Below are 17472 nucleotides of genomic sequence, written 5' to 3'. Positions count from 1 at the left end.
ATTAATTTTTGATTTTAATACTTATTATTTTGTTACATTTTACACTGAACTTGCAGTTAGCCAGCGGCGTCTTAATTGACGAATCAAATTTAAATTAACGGGTTCTAGGAAAGGGAAGATGAAAAGATTATATAAACTTTGGAAAAATAACCGCTCGCTCATTATCTTTATTTGTTTAATGAGCGTATTTAGAAGTGCTGTGGCTGATTGGTATGAAGTACCTACCGCTTCAATGAATCCAACAATTGTTGAAGGCGATCGAATTCTAACGGATAAAATGGCTTATGATTTGCGGCTTCCATTTACTCACACTTCCTTAATCAGAACAGCTGAACCTGAAGTGGGAGATATCATTGTTTTTGACTCTAAAGCAGCTAATAATCGCCTAATTAAGCGAGTAATTGGTTTACCAGGTGATACCGTCAGTATGATTAATAATGAGCTGATCATTAACGACCAAGCAATCAACTACACAAAGTTAAAAGAGAATGATATTGAGCAAACTTTAATAGAGAACTTGCCTAGCGCGGCACATGTTATTCAGGTCTCAAAAACGCCTTCTTTGCTACAGCATTTTTCTAAAGTAACTATTCCTAAGGATATGTATTTAGTAATGGGCGATAACCGTGACAACAGTGCAGATTCCAGAGTAATAGGTTTTGTACCTCGAGATGAGCTACTTGGTAAAGCCAATAAAGTCATAGTATCACTTGATTATGATAATAATTATTTACCACGCAAAGAACGTGTTTTAAAGGATTTGTACTCAGCGCCTTAGTTTCAGTAAAAGTTTTTAGACAAAATAAAACCGTTGTGTCTAAAAACACAACGGTTTTATTAAGAGCGATAAGATTACATTACGCGCATGCCAGGCTCTGAGCCTTCATCAGGGTTAAGAATATAAATTTCTTTACCGCCAGGGCCTGCTGCTAATACCATGCCCTCAGACATACCAAAGCGCATCTTACGAGGCTTAAGGTTTGCTACCATTACCGTGAGCTTTCCTTCAATGTCTTCTGGTGCATACGCAGATTTAATACCTGCGAATACTTGGCGAGTTTCGCCACCTAAATCTAAAGTCAGTTTTAATAACTTATCTGCGCCTTCAACATGTTCTGCTTTGGCAATTTTCGCTACGCGTAAATCAACTTTCGCAAAGTCATCAAACTCAATCTCTGGGCTAATTGGCTCTTTTGCCAATGGGCTGTTTGGGTCGATTTTATCTTTTTCAGCCACAAGGCTTTCTTTAGATTCTTCAATCATTTTGTTTACTTTATCCATTTCTACACGTTGCATTAACGGTTTGAATTTATTGATTGCGTGACCTTTAAGTGCCGTTTTAGCGCCTTGCCATGCTAAATCGTCATTTAAGAAGGCTTCAACATTAGCAGCCATACCTGGCAGAACAGGTTTTAAGTAAGTGATAAGTACACGGAACATATTTAAACCAAGTGAGCACACATCATGCGCTTCTTGTTGTTTAGTTTCGTCTTTAATTAACACCCATGGAGCTTTAGCATCAATAAACTGATTGGCTTTATCTGCAAGCGCCATAATTTCACGAATAGCACGGCTGTATTCACGATTTTCGTAGTGATTAGCGATACTGTCAGCGGCATTTTGGAATTCGCCTAGTAATGCTTCGTCCATAACCGTGTCGCTTAATTTACCGTCAAACTTTTTGGTGATAAAGCTGGCACAACGGCTCGCGATATTAACAACTTTACCTACTAAATCTGAGTTTACACGCAGTGCGAAGTCTTCAAGATTTAAATCAAGATCAGTAATGCCACCGTTAAGTTTTGCAGCATAGTAGTAACGTAAGTACTCTGGATCTAGGTTATCAAGGTAAGTGCGAGCTTTAACAAAAGTGCCTTTAGATTTTGACATTTTCGCGCCATTTACAGTCACAAAACCATGAGCGAAAACGTTTGTTGGTTTTCTAAATTTTGCGCCATCAAGCATTGCAGGCCAGAACAAGCTATGGAAATAAATGATATCTTTGCCAATAAAGTGGTAAAGCTCAGCATCTGAATCTTCAGCCCAAAATGCATCAAAATCGATACCTTTTTTATCACATAAGTTTTTGAAACTCGCCATGTAACCAATTGGTGCATCTAACCAAACATAGAAATACTTGCCTGGCGCACCTGGAATTTCAAAACCAAAGTAAGGCGCATCACGGCTAATGTCCCATTGTTGCAGGCCATCAGCAAACCATTCGTCCAATTTATTGGCCATTTCTTGTTGGATAGAACCAGAATGCAACCATTCTTTTAACATGCCCTCAAATGCTGGTAGGTCAAAGAAGTAGTGTTCAGAGTCTTTTAATACTGGCTCTGCGCCCGACATTACCGAACGCGGATTAATAAGCTCTGTAGGGCTATAGGTTGCGCCACATGCATCACAGCTGTCGCCATTTTGGTCTTCAGATTTACATGTAGGGCATGTACCTGTTACAAATCGGTCAGGTAAGAAAATACCTTTCTCCGGGTCAAAAAGCTGTGAAATAGTGTGCTTTTTGATGTGACCTGCGTCATTTAAGCGGTTATAGATAAGTTCACTAAGCGCTTTATTCTCGTCACTGTGGGTACTGTGATAATTATCAAATTCGATATTAAAATCAGCAAAGTCGCGTTGACGTTCAATGCTGACATTTTTAACCATCTCTTCAGGCGTGATCCCTTGCTTTTGCGCATTAAGCATAATTGGAGTGCCGTGAGCATCGTCTGCACAAACATAGTAGGTCTCATGACCTTGTTGTTTCTGAAAACGTGCCCAAATATCAGTTTGTATATATTCTAATAAATGACCTAAGTGAGTCGGGCCATTGGCATAAGGTAATGCGCTAGTTATGAGGATCTTTCGCTGTGCCATAATCATTCCGAATTGAGGATAACCGCCTTTAAAATACGCGATTATCATATTTTAACCACCTATTTGTCAGCTAAGGCCTAACACGCAGATGATATTTATTAATTGTCTGGTTTTAATGCTTTGAATGTTACATAATTCCGTGGCACTTTTCATCAAAGAAACGCTATTTTATTGCTATGTTTGGACTGTCAAAAATATTCTCTGGAAAATCGACTGAAAAAGCACCTATGCTTGAGGCATTAGCTGCTTATCGAAGTAGTGCTTTTGCGATAGGTATAGAACAAAGCTGGGTGAAAGATATCCAGCAAAATGATGACAAAAGTTGGCATGTTAAGCTTGTTTTACCTTTTGCAGGGCTGGGTGAAATTCATGATATTGAATCATTCATTAACCAAAAGTTGGCTTGTGAGGTAACTATTGAAGCCCAAGTTAAACTCTCAGAAGCGAGTAAGTTTAAGCAGATTAAACATATTATACTCGTAGCTTCCGGTAAAGGTGGAGTTGGTAAATCGACGACTGCGGTCAATTTAGCAGCGGCACTTCAGCAAGAAGGCGCTAATGTGGGGATATTGGATGCTGATATATATGGCCCATCTATTCCACTGTTACTTGGTTTGCAGGGCGCTGAGCCAAAAACAGCAGACAATAAACATCTACTGCCTTTTGAAGCACATAACCTCAAAGCTCAATCAATAGGTTTTTTAGTTCCGAGTGATGATGCGACCGTATGGCGTGGCCCCATGGCTTCGGGGGCGCTTAACCAGTTGTTAAATGAAACCGATTGGGGAGAGCTAGATTATTTAATTGTCGATATGCCCCCGGGCACTGGCGATATTCAATTGACTATGAGCCAAAAAGTGCCAGCCAGCGGCACTGTGATCATCACAACACCTCAAGATTTAGCATTAGCAGATGCACAAAAAGGTATCGCAATGTTTAATAAAGTAAATGTGCCTGTATTGGGTCTCATCGAAAATATGAGTTACTTTTTGTGTGGTCACTGTGGACAGCCGAACCATGTGTTTGGTAAAGATGGTGCAGTTACTTTAGCTCATCGTCATGGGGTGCCTGTACTTGCGACAATTCCATTAGCGACAGAAATTCGTGAAAGCTCTGAGCAAGGTCACTTGATTGCGCAAAATAACGCAGAAACTATTAGCGAAACATACAAAACAGCGGCACGCGTTCTCGCGAGCAGTTTATATTACCAGCAGGCGAAAAGCGCTGTTGAGATTGTTATAACGGATGATTAATAAATGAGATTATCAGATACCCATATTCAACAATACATTAATGATGGCCGTATTGTTATTGAGCCCTCGCCAAGTAAGGAAATGATTTCAGGAGTCACAGTCGATTTACGCTTGGGTAATAAGTTTCGTGTTTTTCAGGATCACACCGCTGCCTATGTCGACTTGAGTGGACCAAAAGATCAGCTAAATAAAGCGATGGAATCAATAATGAGTGATGAGATCGTGTTGAATGAGGATGAAGCTTTTTTCCTACACCCAGGTGAACTAGCACTCGCAATTACTTACGAAAAAGTGACTCTACCTGCTGATATTGTTGGTTGGCTTGATGGGCGTTCATCTTTGGCGCGACTTGGCTTGATGGTGCACGTGACAGCACACCGTATTGATCCTGGTTGGTCTGGCAATATTGTGCTCGAGTTTTATAATTCTGGTAAATTACCACTTGCACTGCGTCCAATGATGAAGATAGGGGCGATGAGTTTTGAAACAATGACGAGTCCTTCTGAGAACCCATATAACACGCGTAAAGATGCAAAATATAAAGATCAAAACTCAGCTGTAGCAAGTCGTATTAGTGACGATAGCAAGTAAAGTCTAATGCGGTGGTTTATTTGACCGCCGCAAATCCCTCCTCATTTGTATAATTAGTTCCTATAAAATTGGCAATTTAAGCGCTTAGATCCCATACTTTTATCTATGTTTGGTGGCACGGAGCTAAGATGCATTCATATAACATGCGCGTAGTCAGGTTTTATAAACAACTAGCTTGTGCGATATGTGCTATCTTGCTGTGTGTTTTATCCTTCTCAAGTTTTTCCTCTCAACTGCCTGTGTGGTTGTTTCAGTCAAATCAGCCACTGAGTGTTTTGGCAGATAAACTTGATGAAAAGCTGATTACACAAAGAAAATTACCCGCGAACAATACCGATACTCTTCGTATTAAAGCCAACCAATCATATTGGATGGTAATCGATTTACATCAACTACCACATGCGCAAACTTATGTTGCGTATCTAGCTGAACCTAATTTAATGTGGAAGAAGTTTTATATTTTAGACAGTGCCTCAACAGCGAAAAATGATGCGCGGTTAATCCCCTTACCAAGTTTATCAAATATAAGGCCCCACTGGCTTATTGAGCATAGGCCTGAAAACCGTTGGGCATTGGTAAACTTTCAACACGATAGGGACATGAACTTACAATTAGGGGTCGTAAATTCCGAACGGTTTGAAATTAACTTACATAAAACAATACTGAGTTACGGTGCAATTATTGGTGTACTACTTATTAGTATATTTGTTTGTCTTGTCTACTATGTTGTATCTAAACGGGTGAAGTACTTATTTCTAGGGATGTATTTTACTTTAGTTAGTATTAGTTTTTTAATTGATAACGGCTTAAGCGGCTATCTTGTTGCAGGTCTTGATTGGTCTGCTAAGTGGCCTTTTCATGAGTTTTCCCTTGGCTTTGTAAGTTATTTTTTATACGAATTTTTGAGTATAAAAAACAGCCGCAATGGTCTGAATCAGACATGGTTAGTGGCAATAGCTATGTTTTTTGCTATTGCATTGATGACATCATTTTTACCTGCATTTAATTTAAGCTGGGTTTATATTGTCAGCTGTAGCTGCTTTATTGTGTTGTCGGTTGCGACGGCAGTTATATTACACAAGCAGAAAAACCATCCGAGCTTGCTGCGTCAATGTATGCTGATAATACTTTCATGTCAGGTTGTGAGCTTACTTATTTGGAATGGCTTTGGTGTTGGAAAACATATAATACAAGATGTTGTGTTGTTGATCAGTTCACTGTCAATTTGTACGGTTTTATTGCTTAAAGACAGACATCGCATAGCGTCATTTAACTATAGTCTCACCCATGATGCTGATACTCAATTACCTAACAAGCAACTGTTACTCGATGAAATGGTTAAAAAAGTTTCACAAAAGCAGCATTTTGCAATCATGTTGTTTAGACCACATGTGTTAACCAATGCACGAGCAACATTTGGTTACGACCATGCTAACCAGTGTATAAATACGACGCTTAATGCCCTCACTCAACAGCTTCAGTCAATTAACGCCCTAAAATTAGAAACGCGCTCGGAAGAAGGTGTGTGGATTGCGCGGATCGATGACAGTATTTTCGCGTGTGTCATTTTAGGGGAGCTTGAGCTCAGCCACATTGAACAGTTTGCTTGTGTTATACATGGGGTGTTTGAAGAGGGGATTTCGCATAATAATATTAAGTTAGTTGATTCGGTTGATATTGGTGTTGCGTACTATCCAATGCATGGCAATACCGCCAAACAAATCCTGCAATGTGCTATTCAAGCTATGAGTGAAAAGCAGGTGCGGGGGGAGCGTTGGCGAATGTTCGACTTAGAGAGTGCGCGTTTGTCTGAGCAGCGTTTGCTCATTGCAGCCTCATTAAAGAGTGCTATTGAGGAAGACCAACTTGCACTGCATTTTCAACCACAAGTTTGCTTAAAAACGGGGAATGTTGTTGGTTGTGAAGCGTTACTGCGTTGGCAGCATCCCGCTTTAGGAGCGATTAGTCCAGAAGTGTTTATTCCTATTGCTGAATCATCTGGGGTTATTAATCAGTTAACTGAGTGGGTGGTAACACGAGGAATTGAATGGCAAGCAATATTTACTAAGCACATCCCAAATCATGTTATCTCTATTAATATATCAGCGAAGGACCTGCTCAATAAAGATTTACCAGTGTTATTTATCACTAAGTTGAATGAGCAAGGTGTTGAGCCAAGCAGTGTGATGCTCGAGCTGACTGAATCTGCCACTTTGGAAGAAAGTAAAAAAATTAAAGTATTACTTAATGACTACAGACTCATCGGTGTTAAATTGGCTATTGATGATTTTGGTACTGGTTATTCTTCTTTGGCATATTTAAGCCAACTAGGCTTTGATGAAGTGAAAATAGATAAGCAGTTTGTACTTAATTTGCAGTTTTCTAATAACGATAAAAGTATCTGTAAAGCAACGTGCGATATTGCAACGACACTTGGTGCGGAGGTGGTTGCTGAAGGGATTGAGGATGAACAGAGTTTGGCTATTTTAAAAAGTTATGGCTGCCAAGTTGGTCAGGGATATTATTTTGCAAAGCCAATGTCTGCAGATGACTATGTGAGTTGGATCCAAAATTTCAAATCAATCGATATCAGCCTCGATGTAAAAGCGCACCTAGTTGATTAAAGTACAACTGCATCATCTCAGTACATTGTATTGTATGCGTATCACTTGGGTATATTAAACCACTATCATTCAAGCCACTGACTAAGAAGGTGTTAGTTATCCTAGAATGTGTTGAAATACATTTTTCAAAACAACGTGCTGCTAGCTCTTCAGGCATGCTCATATACATTTGCTGCATCGCTTTATCAAACTTGATGGATTGGTTTACATAGTCATTTGGATTTTTTCCATCAATATCTAAAAAAATATGATGGAAAAATTGATCTAAGTAGCGATTTAACTGATGAGATAAGTCTGGTGTTTGTTGCAACCATAGAGCAGAGCAAAACTGCATGCTTTGCCGTTGTGGAAACATGTGCTGACAAATATGGTGGTCAAATGCATGAAACCACTCATGGGCGAGTGCTCCACCACCTGCATTTTTAGCAAGAGCGAGAGTTTGACTATGAGCATTATAGTGAGCTTGTACGCCTTTTTGACCACCATGACCAAATGCAAAATTTAGTTTTTTGCGCAGTCCAATCGCTTCTGGCGGTAATTGCAGAATTTGCGCAAGGTCTGCAAGTGCGTCATAGATGAGGTTAGCTGCTAACAATCGCTCTTGTTTGTTAACCCAGTTACCCACAACCATGGTTCGAAAACCAAAGGTATCACGAATTTCATCAAAGTCGACTTGATCATCAAATCGATAATTAGGGCCATGACGGGAAAAGCCCGCACTCAATCGTTTAGACACTCGCATTACAAGTAACGTGCCTTTACATGTTCTGGCATATGTTGAGTTTGTTTATCTATAAGTGTGTTAAGTAGTTGATATAAAGGTGATACATCACAGTTTTCAATTAAAGCCAAGCTGTGTGCTACGGCTTCTAAAGTTGATAAGCTATCAGCGCGAGGTGCCTTACGTATTGTGTACTTATTAGCAGGTAAGCGGTTGAAGCTGACAGCTTTAAATGTCTCTAGGGTTGGGGTGAGTTTTAATATTTTAAATGCTTTTTTCCATGTCCCGTCAATCACGATTAAATGAGTCAATGAGCTTTTAAAGTCGTGCATTGCTTGACTTGAATCATCAAGCTTTAAAGAGTCATCACTTGGGTATAAAACGGCTGTTGTTGTTTTAGGGAGACTGGCCAGTATAGAGAAATCATTCTCAGACTCACCTTGGATAATTTCACAGTTATTCAGCCCTAGTAGCAAAAGTCTCGCTGTGTTTTTAGTGACTTTTTCTTCACTTGGATGACGTAATATAATGATTTTTAGTTTATTATTAATTATGTTTATCGCATCGCATAGACATGTTCTTATCGAAAAGCCACAATGTGGGCAGAGTTCTCTAGCCATATAAACTTAGGTAAATTACTAATTTTGCCTAGTATACATCAGTAAGAAGTAGTTTGCTTTTTTGATGTAAGCAACTAAAGTTGCGACTAGAGAGGATTATGTTTTTAATTAAGGGAAAAAGATGACGACGATCACAATAGACGAAAGTGCACTTGAAGGTATGGAATCGCTTTTAGGTGATCAATTTGCCGACACCTTGACCTTTTGCTGCAGTGAGTTTCAGAGGCTGAGCAATGAGGCACTCGCTTGTATTGATGTTGATAACGAATCAGCGGCACGTCATGCACATAGCTTAAAATCTAATGCTGCTCAATTTGGCGCTATGAGTTTATCAGAACTTGCCCGTGAAATAGAGCATGATCTCAATGAGGGGCAAGTGAGCAAAGCAAAAGCAAATTCACAAAACTTACAAGCGCAAGTTGAAGGCTCACAAGAAAAATTACAAGCTTGGTTTGCTGCTCGCTAAAAACTTGAATTTATTTCAGTTATAACCTCAAAAATCCACTAGCATGGTTGCCCTTTACTAGGTTAGTCTAAAGATTAATTAGTAGAGGTAACCATGTCACAAATAAAAAAGAGTCACAAACTAAACGGTGTCTGTTATGACATACGTGGGCCTGTGCTTGCACAAGCTCGAAAAATGGAAGAAGAAGGGCAAAAAGTATTAAAGCTTAACATTGGCAACCCTGCTGCCTTTGGCTTTGATATGCCTGAGGATATGCATAAAGACATCATCCGTAATTTGTATTCGGCCCAAGGCTACTGTGACTCTAAAGGCCTCTACTCAGCCCGTGTGGCTGTTTATCAACACTATCAGCAACGCGGTTTGTTTAATCTTGATGTCGATAATATTTATATCGGCAATGGGGTCAGCGAATTGATTCAAATGACCACGCAAGCATTACTTGATAATGACGACGAAGTGCTTATTCCGGCACCGGATTATCCGCTATGGACGGCATCAGTTAAGTTAGCAGGGGGCAACCCTGTGCATTATCTTTGTGATGAAGAGCAAGATTGGTTTCCTGATATTGCGGATATAAAAAGTAAGATTACGTCAAAAACAAAGGCATTGGTGTTAATTAATCCAAATAACCCAACAGGGGCCGTATACAGCGACGATCTTTTACTGGAGCTTATCAATATCGCTCGTGAGCATAAGCTACTGTTATTGAGCGACGAAATTTACGAGAAAATTTTGTACGATGGTGTTACCCATAGCTCTATTGGAGCGCTGTGTGATGATGTTCCCATCATTACATTTAATGGTTTGGCTAAAACATACCGTGCTGCGGGGCTTCGTATGGGTTGGATGGTATTAAGCGGCCGCACCAGTATGATGGAAGATTTGAGCCGTGGTCTTGATATGTTGGCATCTATGCGCTTATGTGCCAATGTGCCTGCACAATATGCAATTCAACAAGCCTTAGGTGGGGTACAATCAATTGATAACCTGATAAACCCAGGTGGACGATTATATGTGCAACGTGATATAGCATGGCGTGGTTTAAATGCTATTGATGGTATTAGCTGTAAAAAGCCAAAAGGGGCGCTCTATGCATTCGCGAAAGTGGATACGGCACACTTTAATATCAAAAACGATGAACGCATGATTTTAGATTTACTCAAAGCTGAGAAAATCTTATTAGTGCATGGCCGCGCTTTTAATTGGCCAGATCCTGATCATTTTAGATTGGTGTTTTTACCTAACAAAGATGATTTAACACAAGCAATGAGTAAAATGCAGCGTTTTTTTGCAGACTACAGGCAAAGTTAAAAAAGCGAGCTTCGGCTCGCTTTTTGATTTCTTTACCAATCAATATGCTTTATCAACACGCACCGTATTGTCAGATAGGTAGACTAAGCGGACCTTATCTCCTCTATCAAAGAGCATTCTGCTGTCTTTATCTTGTACAACCATAAATTGTTCACCATTTTCTACTTGGATCATCAATTCAACCAGTTGGTATTGAACATAACGACTCGATTGCTGTTGATTGTGAGCGATAGAGCCACCAATCATTGAGCCCAAAATAGTCGCTACTGTACGGCCACTACCGCCGCCAAATTGATTGCCGACCACTCCACCGATAAGTGCTCCGCCAAATGTTTTCCAGCCATTGGTTTTATCATTCACTAGCTCTTGCTCGGTGATATTACGCACTGACTGAACAGAACCAAATAACACTTGCTGCACAGGAACCGCTTTGTTGCGTTGATAGTCGGCGTAACTTGGCGCGCTTAGTAATAAGCACGCAGTTAGTAAACTAATAAGGTATTTCATATATCCTCCTGGCTACCAGCCAAAAGTCGATTTCTCTCGGGTTTTACGAATTTCAGTTTCATCTGCCCATTCAATTAAACCGCTTTTTAAATCCATTAAGCGCATTGTGAATTTGTAATAAACATCAGACTTATCTGCATTTGACTTTACGATGCTCGATAGGTTGCCATATAGCATGTATTGTGCGCCCACTTGCTGGCCAAACGCGATTGCAGTATTTGGGTTGACTAATGGGTCAACGTTCTGGAAGTTGAGTTGTTCACGAACAGCTTCAACGCGGGTCATATCAACAAAACGAAACTTACCACTGCGTAGTAATTGTGTAGAGATGGAATCGGTAATGGATTCTGTATCAATATGTTCACTGGTTTTGTTTTTAATACGTTCAACAAAGACGATAGGGCGGCTATTTGCTGTAAGCGTGCCAACCACAGGCGAGGCAAGCAATGAATCAGTCATTTGGCTCGCCACTTTTTGTAAGTCTGTTGAACCAAAATTGACATCAACTGTTTCAACCGCTTGTGCGTCGCCATAGCTAACGACCGCTTTATTAGCGCAACCAGAAAGCAACAAAGCGCTTGTTATTGCAACGGCTGCAGCCGACTTAACTGAAATTAATTTCATAGTAGTATCCTTAATCTTCAAATTCTTGTGCTTCTGTTGACACTTCACGCACGGCAAGCGAGAAGGTGACAGCATTTGCTGTCGGGGCTAAGCCCGGTAATTGTGTTTTAGCAAAACCAAATAGTTTTATGGCTTGCCATGGCGAGTGGTTACCTTTAATTATAAACCCATCAGCGTCGTACCAAGTAAATTGGTATTGTAGATATTGTGACTTTTTGTACTGACTAGCCAGTGTTACCACAACATCAGTTAGGCCATTTGTTTGTCTGGTTTTAACGTCTGTTATAGCAAGTTTCTTTCCTAATTCAGGGTTATCGACGATTAATTGCTGATTATACTGTTGGCCTGTTTGCTCAACACCGATACCAGATGTGGTTGGGCGTGGGGAGCATGCCGCAACAAGCAAAATCATTAAAAGTGGCAGTAAGTGTTTCATCATTGCTCCTAGAGTTGGACTACATGAGAGTCTAAATAGTTATTAATAGACGTTAGAAAGACGAAGGTTAACCCTTGCTTACTAACAGTAAAATCAAGGTCGTTATGCCCTTTGATTTTCAAAGTATGTGAACCTGAAGCTAAACGTGTTCGAGCGATACTTAGTTGACTTGGAAGAGTTGACCAACTGCGGGTATCAGCTTGCTCGGAGGCAAGGTTGTAAATATTTGCTAAAATATTGCCGACATCTCCGCCACTTCTTGCAAGTTCAGCGCGCATTTTTTCTTTCGCAATTAGTCGTAATACTTGACGCGATATACGACCAGCGCTTTGATCTTCAAGTGTTTTAGCTGCTAACGCTTCAAGACGAACTATCGGTTTCAGCTCCAAGCTTTTGTTTTCTAGCTGCACTGTGTTTTCAGTTACCGAGAAGGGCATATCTGCATAAATAGGCAGTGCTAAACTATAAAATCGCGCATCACCTCGTGAGGTGTAAATAGGCAGCCTTAAATTGAAAGCATGTTTTTGGGCAATGAGGCCTTGCTCTGCAATAATAACGACCTGTCCGTGGTTCTTATCTGTAACACTTAGCTCACCATATTGTTGGCTGAAACGCTCATACTCTTGAGCAAACCCTTGTTGTTTAGCCAGTCGCAAAACATCTTGTTGAAGATACTGATTATCGGGATTTATTTCTAATGCCTTTTTGTAATCAATATAAGCATCATCAAATTGCTTATTTGCCTCATAAAGCACTGCTGATAAGTAGAAAGTAAAGGCATTTTGAAAGCCATTTTTTACATTACCAATTAATGCATCCATACTCGGATAACCCTGCGCAGCTTTTTTTGCTTGTTCATCAACAATGGCTTGGTTTTCCTTTAGTGCGTCCTCTTGTACTTTATTTGCTCGTCTTACTTCTACAAGTGCCGATTCCAGTTGCGAATTAAACACATAGCTGAGCGCTTTATAGCTGTGCAGCATAGTCATCTCATAGGCTGCGGGCTGATAGTTTATAACGGTATCATTTGTCAAAAGTGAGTTACTTTGCTCTAACCCTGCGCTAATCTGTAATTTAGCTGCTTGACGCTTATCTTCTACGCGTTTGTAAATTGTCTCGAATGTTTCATTCGATGTTTCATTTTGTTGGGCTAAAAAATCCAGTCGCGCACTTTCTAACTGATTCAGTAAGTAATTGCTGTGCGATGAACTCGTACTAGGTAATAATTGCTTAGCATTACTAATATTATTTTGCCTCACAGCTTGTCGTACAGGCTTGAGCTGCGTTGCATAATCTTGGAATAGATCAGTAATACCTATGGTGCTGCAACCTGATAAAAAGCTTACAGCTCCTATAAACAAACATCGACGCACTGAGCACTCCTTTTAAACACTGTAATCAGATTAGCATATGCGCCTTAACCTTTTATGATAAATTATGTAAAAAATCGTAAGTTATAGACGATAAAGCAGGTCTGTTATACGGATAAAAATAATAAGGATAACTGAATTTTGTTTGCCACTATCTTATATACATTTTTAGCACTTAGTGCCTTTGCTGCAAACTCATTATTGTGTCGAATGGCATTGCATAGCGGGGACATTGACCCTTGGAGCTTTACAGCAATTAGGCTATTTAGTGGTGCCATCATGCTACTCTTACTTTTTAGTTGGCAAGTAAAAAGAGTGACAAGCGACGAGCCTGTCGATAAAGGAAATAACTTAAGTGCAATGAGCTTATTTATCTATGCCGTTTGCTTTTCAGTTGCTTATGTTGAACTTAATACAGGAACAGGGGCGCTTATTTTGTTTTCGGCAGTACAGCTGACGATGATAGGCTACAGTATTTTCAATAAAGAGCGCTTATCATTATTGCAGTGGTTTGCTTTAATTGTTGCATTCGCTGGATTCATTTACTTAATGTTACCCTCAGCAGCGGTCCCTTCTTTATTACCTGCTATCCTTATGACATTAAGTGGTGTGGCATGGGGAGTATATAGTATTCGTGGTAAACAATGTCGCGCTCCTTTACAAGCCACAACGTTTAACTTCTTAAGAAGCCTTATTTTTGTACCCGCGCTTATTTTTGCTGCTTTTTTTCAATGGCCCTCTATCTCTTTCAGCGGTATCGCGCTTGCAGTTGCGTCTGGAGCCCTTGCGTCTGGTGTGGGTTATAGTATTTGGTATTTAGCCCTACCAAAGCTAAAAAGTAGTCAAGCTGCTGTTGTGCAATTGACTGTGCCTGTACTTGCCATTGTTGCAGGAATGTTTTTTTTAAACGAACAAATTACATTGCAATTAGTGGTAGCAAGCGCCCTTATTCTAGGCGCTGTATTGGTGTTTTTACTTACTAAGAAACACGTTTAGGTTGGTTAATATTTGTTACGAAGCGCTCATACAGGTTGCTGAGGTTTTCTAGCACCGCATGTTTACCTGTAATTTCGCTGTTTGTAATTCTTTCTTTTAATATGTTTAAGGATAAGTACTGCATCATCACTTGGGATTGTGTAATGTGACTAATATGCCAAGGTTCTGGTGCAACACCTCCTTTATATTCTTGATAAGGGCGATAAAAACCATAGTGCTCGAGATTCTGATCAAGCCAGTCGTTAAGCTCAGCAAATGGGCCATCACACGCGTATTCATCAGGTGTAAGCTGAAGTTGGTAGTCATCATTAATCGCATTTGCGTCGTAAATATCGAGATCAGTGCCAAAATGGTGTCTGCTTGCTCCAGGTAGAGCTGAATAAAGCATGATTGCATGGCACTTTTGTGTATCACTAAGACTCTGTAAGTCCAAGGCTTTTTGATCAAGAGTATAAACAGGACGCAAACCCTGAAATTTCGCATTCCAAATAGCACTTTGACGCTGAAAATCGCGAAAGCTTGAGGCAATCGTAAGTTCAATACCTACTTTTTTAGCTGCCTGTTGTAGCGCTAAAAAATCATCAACAATATCAACATGCAAACGATGTTTTTGTAGCTCGACTAAATGTGAACTACTTGATCCTGTTGCACAAAGTGCTAATTCAGCCTGGTTCATGTTAGTAGTTGCTCTAAAATTGCTTCGTAGATATCTGCAAGTTGAATTAAATCATCTGTACTGACACATTCATCCACTTTATGAATCGTTTCGTTACGCGGGCCAAGCTCAATGACTTTGGCGCCCGTTTGCGCAATAAAGCGGCCGTCAGATGTTCCACCTGTGGTTTCAAGCGCTGTGTCGCGCCCAGTTACCTGTTTAATAGCGCTTACTGTTGCATCAACCAGTGGACCGTGATCGGTTAAAAACGGGAGTCCATTCACTATCCAATTGAGTTCGTAATTAAGGTTATGCTTTTCAACAATATCAATCACTCGTTGCTGAAGTTGCTGATGAGTAACTTCAGTGCTAAAGCGGAAGTTAAATTGAATTTCAAGCTCACCAGGGATCACATTACCAGCACCTGTTCCGCCATTAATATTTGAAACCTGAAAGCTCGTTGCAGGAAAAAACTCATTCCCCTGATCCCACTCGGTTTGACTCAGCTCAGTTAACGCAGGAGCTGCTAAGTGAATCGGGTTTTGCGCTAGGTGCGGGTAAGCAACATGGCCTTGTACACCTTTAACGGTTAAAAAGCCAGTTAATGAACCGCGACGACCATTTTTTACCACATCGCCAAGCACATCTCGTGAAGAGGGTTCTCCTACAAGGCACAAATCAATTTTTTCTCCACGTGCTTCAAGGGTGTCGATTACACGCGTCGTGCCGTTAATAAAGGGGCCTTCTTCATCAGACGTAATTAAAAATGAAATCGAGCCTTTATGGTCTGGGTGCTTAGCCACAAATCGTTCAGTGGCAATAACCATAGCGGCTAAAGAGCCTTTCATATCGGCTGCGCCGCGACCATGTAGCATGCCGTCTTTTACCAGTGCCGAAAAAGGCGGGTGCTGCCAATTTTTTGCTGGGCCTGTGGGTACAACATCTGTGTGACCTGCAAAACAAAAGTGTGGTGATTCTTTACCTTTACGTGCCCAAGTATTTAATGTGTCAGTGAAAAACAGCGACTCAATATTAAAGCCCAGCTTTTCAAGGCGCTCGTTCATTAACGCTTGGCAACCGGCATCTTCAGGCGTCACTGATTCACGCTGGATAAGCGCTTGAGCAAGTTCAATAACAGGGTGAGTCATTAGGCAAAAATCTCATCGTATTGAGCTGCTTTAAAACCTAAATGATACTTGCCGTTATGGACTAGTACAGGCCGCTTGATCATCGCAGGTTGTTCCACAAGTAATGCTAATGCAGATTCTTTATCTAAATTTTGTTTTTGTTCATCAGATAACTGACGGTATGTTGTGCCGCGTTTATTTACTAAATCTTGCCAATCAATGTGCTGTGCAAATTCATTAATAAGCTCAGCAGTGATACCGTCTTTACGGTAGTCATGGAAAGTGAACGCTTGATTGTTATCAGATAAAAATTTTTTCGCTTTTTTAATTGTATCGCAATTGCTGATACCGTACATGATAGTCATAAAATCTACTTTTTTGTCACAGTGAGTAATGTATCTATCCCAGCACTAACCTGAGATAGAGAGTAATATAAAGGACCAAGCTGCTGGCTGTTAAGGACGCATAATGTGGCAATCATAGGTGATGAAAGCTCACGTAAATCGAAATAAGCGAGCCGTTCGCCTTGGCTTATCTTGCTGTCATTTAGCTTGGCAATTCTTGTGTGGTTGATATGTTCGCTCAAGGATGAAAAATGTAAATTGATTAATATTTTCAGCCCATTTTTTGCCTGTAATATATATTCTTTTCCGGCATTTTTTACTTGCAGTAGGGTGCCATCAAAGGGAGCGACTATATTATGGCTGGTTAATTCAACGCTGATACTTGGCCCAAGAGTCGAAAATCTAAAAAAAGCCTCAGGGTGTTCGCTTATAGGTTTAACTCGGCCTGTGAATGGGCTTTTTATAGCCATCACTTGGTTTTTACGCAAGGAGCGTTGACTCTGATAGGTTACTTCTTTATTCATAAGACTATTTAGTACTTCCTAACACATGATAACCATCTTTTTTCAGTGCCGAAATTGCTTTTTCAATGCTGTGTTTTTTAACTAAAACATAATCTGTATCATAAGTTGAAAGCGCGAAAATAGAGATAGATGCTTTAGCAAGTACACCAGAAATATTAGCCATTATACCTGTTAGTGAAAAGCCTAGCGGGCCAATGACTTCCAGTGCTTGCCAGTCGGTTTCAGCATCTAGGCTATCAATAGTAAAGCTGCTAGGGCAGACGATAGATAATTCATCAGCGGTCTTTGCAATAAAAAATATGCTTTCTTTGAGCAATGCAGGAGGGATAGTGGCATCGACATCAAGGCTATGAATTGTGAGCTCTGTACTATGAAGTTGCAGCGTTTGCTTTGACATCTGTGATCCTATCTATGAAGCCGATAATT

19 protein-coding genes are annotated in these 17472 nt (G+C 40.3%); 7 read left to right on the top strand and 12 right to left on the bottom strand.

Annotation, left to right across the window (positions count from 1 at the left end; all coding sequences use genetic code 11):
• Positions 1-118 precede the first annotated feature (118 nt).
• Positions 119-778 carry a signal peptidase I gene (lepB, locus tag NYF15_RS16850; protein WP_237118705.1) on the top strand — a complete coding sequence of 220 codons (660 nt, stop codon included), beginning with the start codon at positions 119-121 and terminating at the stop codon, positions 776-778.
• Positions 779-852: 74 nt separating this feature from the next.
• Here lepB and metG read toward each other — a convergent pair whose 3' ends face one another.
• Positions 853-2877 carry a methionine--tRNA ligase gene (gene metG, locus NYF15_RS16845; protein WP_130149694.1) on the bottom strand — a complete coding sequence of 675 codons (2025 nt, stop codon included), beginning with the start codon at positions 2875-2877 and terminating at the stop codon, positions 853-855.
• A 176-nt stretch (positions 2878-3053) separates the two neighbouring features.
• Here metG and apbC point away from each other — a divergent pair, with 176 nt between their 5' ends.
• From apbC to NYF15_RS16830, 3 genes are all read left to right on the top strand, one after another.
• Positions 3054-4130, top strand: coding sequence for an iron-sulfur cluster carrier protein ApbC (gene apbC, locus NYF15_RS16840; protein ID WP_371354184.1), 1077 nt, complete (start codon positions 3054-3056; stop codon positions 4128-4130).
• Between the two features lie 3 nt (positions 4131-4133).
• Positions 4134-4721 (top strand): dCTP deaminase, encoded by a 588-nt coding sequence (gene dcd / locus NYF15_RS16835; RefSeq protein WP_130149696.1) that lies wholly within the window; start codon positions 4134-4136, stop codon positions 4719-4721.
• A gap of 128 nt (positions 4722-4849) precedes the next feature.
• On the top strand, positions 4850-7345 hold the full coding sequence (locus tag NYF15_RS16830; protein ID WP_371354183.1) for an EAL domain-containing protein: 2496 nt from the start codon (positions 4850-4852) through the stop codon (positions 7343-7345).
• On the opposite strand, the gene NYF15_RS16825 is transcribed toward NYF15_RS16830, so the two are convergent.
• Together NYF15_RS16825 and NYF15_RS16820 are read right to left on the bottom strand one after the other, a co-directional pair.
• Positions 7311-8087, bottom strand: a complete 777-nt coding sequence (locus NYF15_RS16825; protein WP_371354182.1) for a CLCA_X family protein — start codon at positions 8085-8087, stop codon at positions 7311-7313. The genes NYF15_RS16830 and NYF15_RS16825 overlap by 35 nt on opposite strands.
• On the bottom strand, positions 8087-8686 hold the full coding sequence (locus tag NYF15_RS16820) for a tRNA-uridine aminocarboxypropyltransferase (protein WP_130149699.1): 600 nt from the start codon (positions 8684-8686) through the stop codon (positions 8087-8089). The genes NYF15_RS16825 and NYF15_RS16820 overlap by 1 nt, the downstream gene beginning before the upstream one ends.
• Before the next feature lie 121 nt (positions 8687-8807).
• Between NYF15_RS16820 and NYF15_RS16815 the strand changes: the two genes are divergently transcribed.
• Together NYF15_RS16815 and NYF15_RS16810 are read left to right on the top strand one after the other, a co-directional pair.
• Complete coding sequence (locus NYF15_RS16815) at positions 8808-9152, top strand: Hpt domain-containing protein (protein WP_237118700.1); 345 nt, start codon at positions 8808-8810, stop codon at positions 9150-9152.
• Between the two features lie 93 nt (positions 9153-9245).
• On the top strand, positions 9246-10463 hold the full coding sequence (locus tag NYF15_RS16810) for a pyridoxal phosphate-dependent aminotransferase (protein ID WP_130149701.1): 1218 nt from the start codon (positions 9246-9248) through the stop codon (positions 10461-10463).
• A gap of 39 nt (positions 10464-10502) precedes the next feature.
• Here NYF15_RS16810 and NYF15_RS16805 read toward each other — a convergent pair whose 3' ends face one another.
• Genes NYF15_RS16805 through NYF15_RS16790 form a run of 4 tightly spaced genes read right to left on the bottom strand, consistent with a single transcriptional unit; the run spans position 10503 to position 13403 of the window.
• A complete protein-coding gene (locus NYF15_RS16805; protein WP_371354181.1) occupies positions 10503-10970 on the bottom strand; it encodes a glycine zipper 2TM domain-containing protein in 468 nt (155 codons plus the stop codon).
• Between the two features lie 12 nt (positions 10971-10982).
• Positions 10983-11594, bottom strand: a complete 612-nt coding sequence (lpoB, locus tag NYF15_RS16800; RefSeq protein ID WP_237118697.1) for a penicillin-binding protein activator LpoB — start codon at positions 11592-11594, stop codon at positions 10983-10985.
• Positions 11595-11604: 10 nt separating this feature from the next.
• Entirely contained in the window at positions 11605-12030 is a 426-nt protein-coding gene (locus tag NYF15_RS16795; protein WP_371354180.1) for a YcfL family protein, read from the bottom strand.
• 8 nt (positions 12031-12038) lie between these two features.
• Complete coding sequence (locus NYF15_RS16790; RefSeq protein WP_237118696.1) at positions 12039-13403, bottom strand: adenine DNA methylase; 1365 nt, start codon at positions 13401-13403, stop codon at positions 12039-12041.
• Positions 13404-13541: 138 nt separating this feature from the next.
• On the opposite strand from NYF15_RS16790, the gene NYF15_RS16785 reads away from it, so the two are divergent.
• Positions 13542-14396, top strand: a complete 855-nt coding sequence (locus NYF15_RS16785; protein ID WP_371354179.1) for a DMT family transporter — start codon at positions 13542-13544, stop codon at positions 14394-14396.
• On the opposite strand, the gene NYF15_RS16780 is transcribed toward NYF15_RS16785, so the two are convergent.
• Genes NYF15_RS16780 through NYF15_RS16760 form a run of 5 tightly spaced genes read right to left on the bottom strand, consistent with a single transcriptional unit; the run spans position 14380 to position 17443 of the window.
• Entirely contained in the window at positions 14380-15072 is a 693-nt protein-coding gene (locus tag NYF15_RS16780; protein WP_371354178.1) for a M15 family metallopeptidase, read from the bottom strand. The two genes, NYF15_RS16785 and NYF15_RS16780, sit on opposite strands and share 17 nt — an antisense overlap.
• Positions 15069-16199 carry a succinyl-diaminopimelate desuccinylase gene (gene dapE, locus NYF15_RS16775; RefSeq protein ID WP_371354177.1) on the bottom strand — a complete coding sequence of 377 codons (1131 nt, stop codon included), beginning with the start codon at positions 16197-16199 and terminating at the stop codon, positions 15069-15071. Before dapE ends, NYF15_RS16780 begins: the two co-directional genes overlap by 4 nt.
• A complete protein-coding gene (locus NYF15_RS16770; RefSeq protein WP_237118692.1) occupies positions 16199-16543 on the bottom strand; it encodes an ArsC family reductase in 345 nt (114 codons plus the stop codon). Before NYF15_RS16770 ends, dapE begins: the two co-directional genes overlap by 1 nt.
• Positions 16544-16548: 5 nt before the next feature.
• Positions 16549-17046 carry a PTS glucose transporter subunit IIA gene (locus NYF15_RS16765; RefSeq protein WP_237118691.1) on the bottom strand — a complete coding sequence of 166 codons (498 nt, stop codon included), beginning with the start codon at positions 17044-17046 and terminating at the stop codon, positions 16549-16551.
• Between the two features lie 4 nt (positions 17047-17050).
• The gene (locus NYF15_RS16760) at positions 17051-17443 is read right to left on the bottom strand and encodes an ACT domain-containing protein (protein WP_193988708.1); all 393 of its coding nucleotides are present in this window, start codon (positions 17441-17443) and stop codon (positions 17051-17053) included.
• Between the last annotated feature and the right edge of the window lie 29 nt (positions 17444-17472).

This window comes from Pseudoalteromonas sp. 68 DY56-GL68 (assembly GCF_041414825.1).
In the GTDB taxonomy this organism is placed as follows: domain Bacteria; phylum Pseudomonadota; class Gammaproteobacteria; order Enterobacterales; family Alteromonadaceae; genus Pseudoalteromonas.
This window is presented reverse-complemented; position numbering and strand designations above follow the sequence as displayed.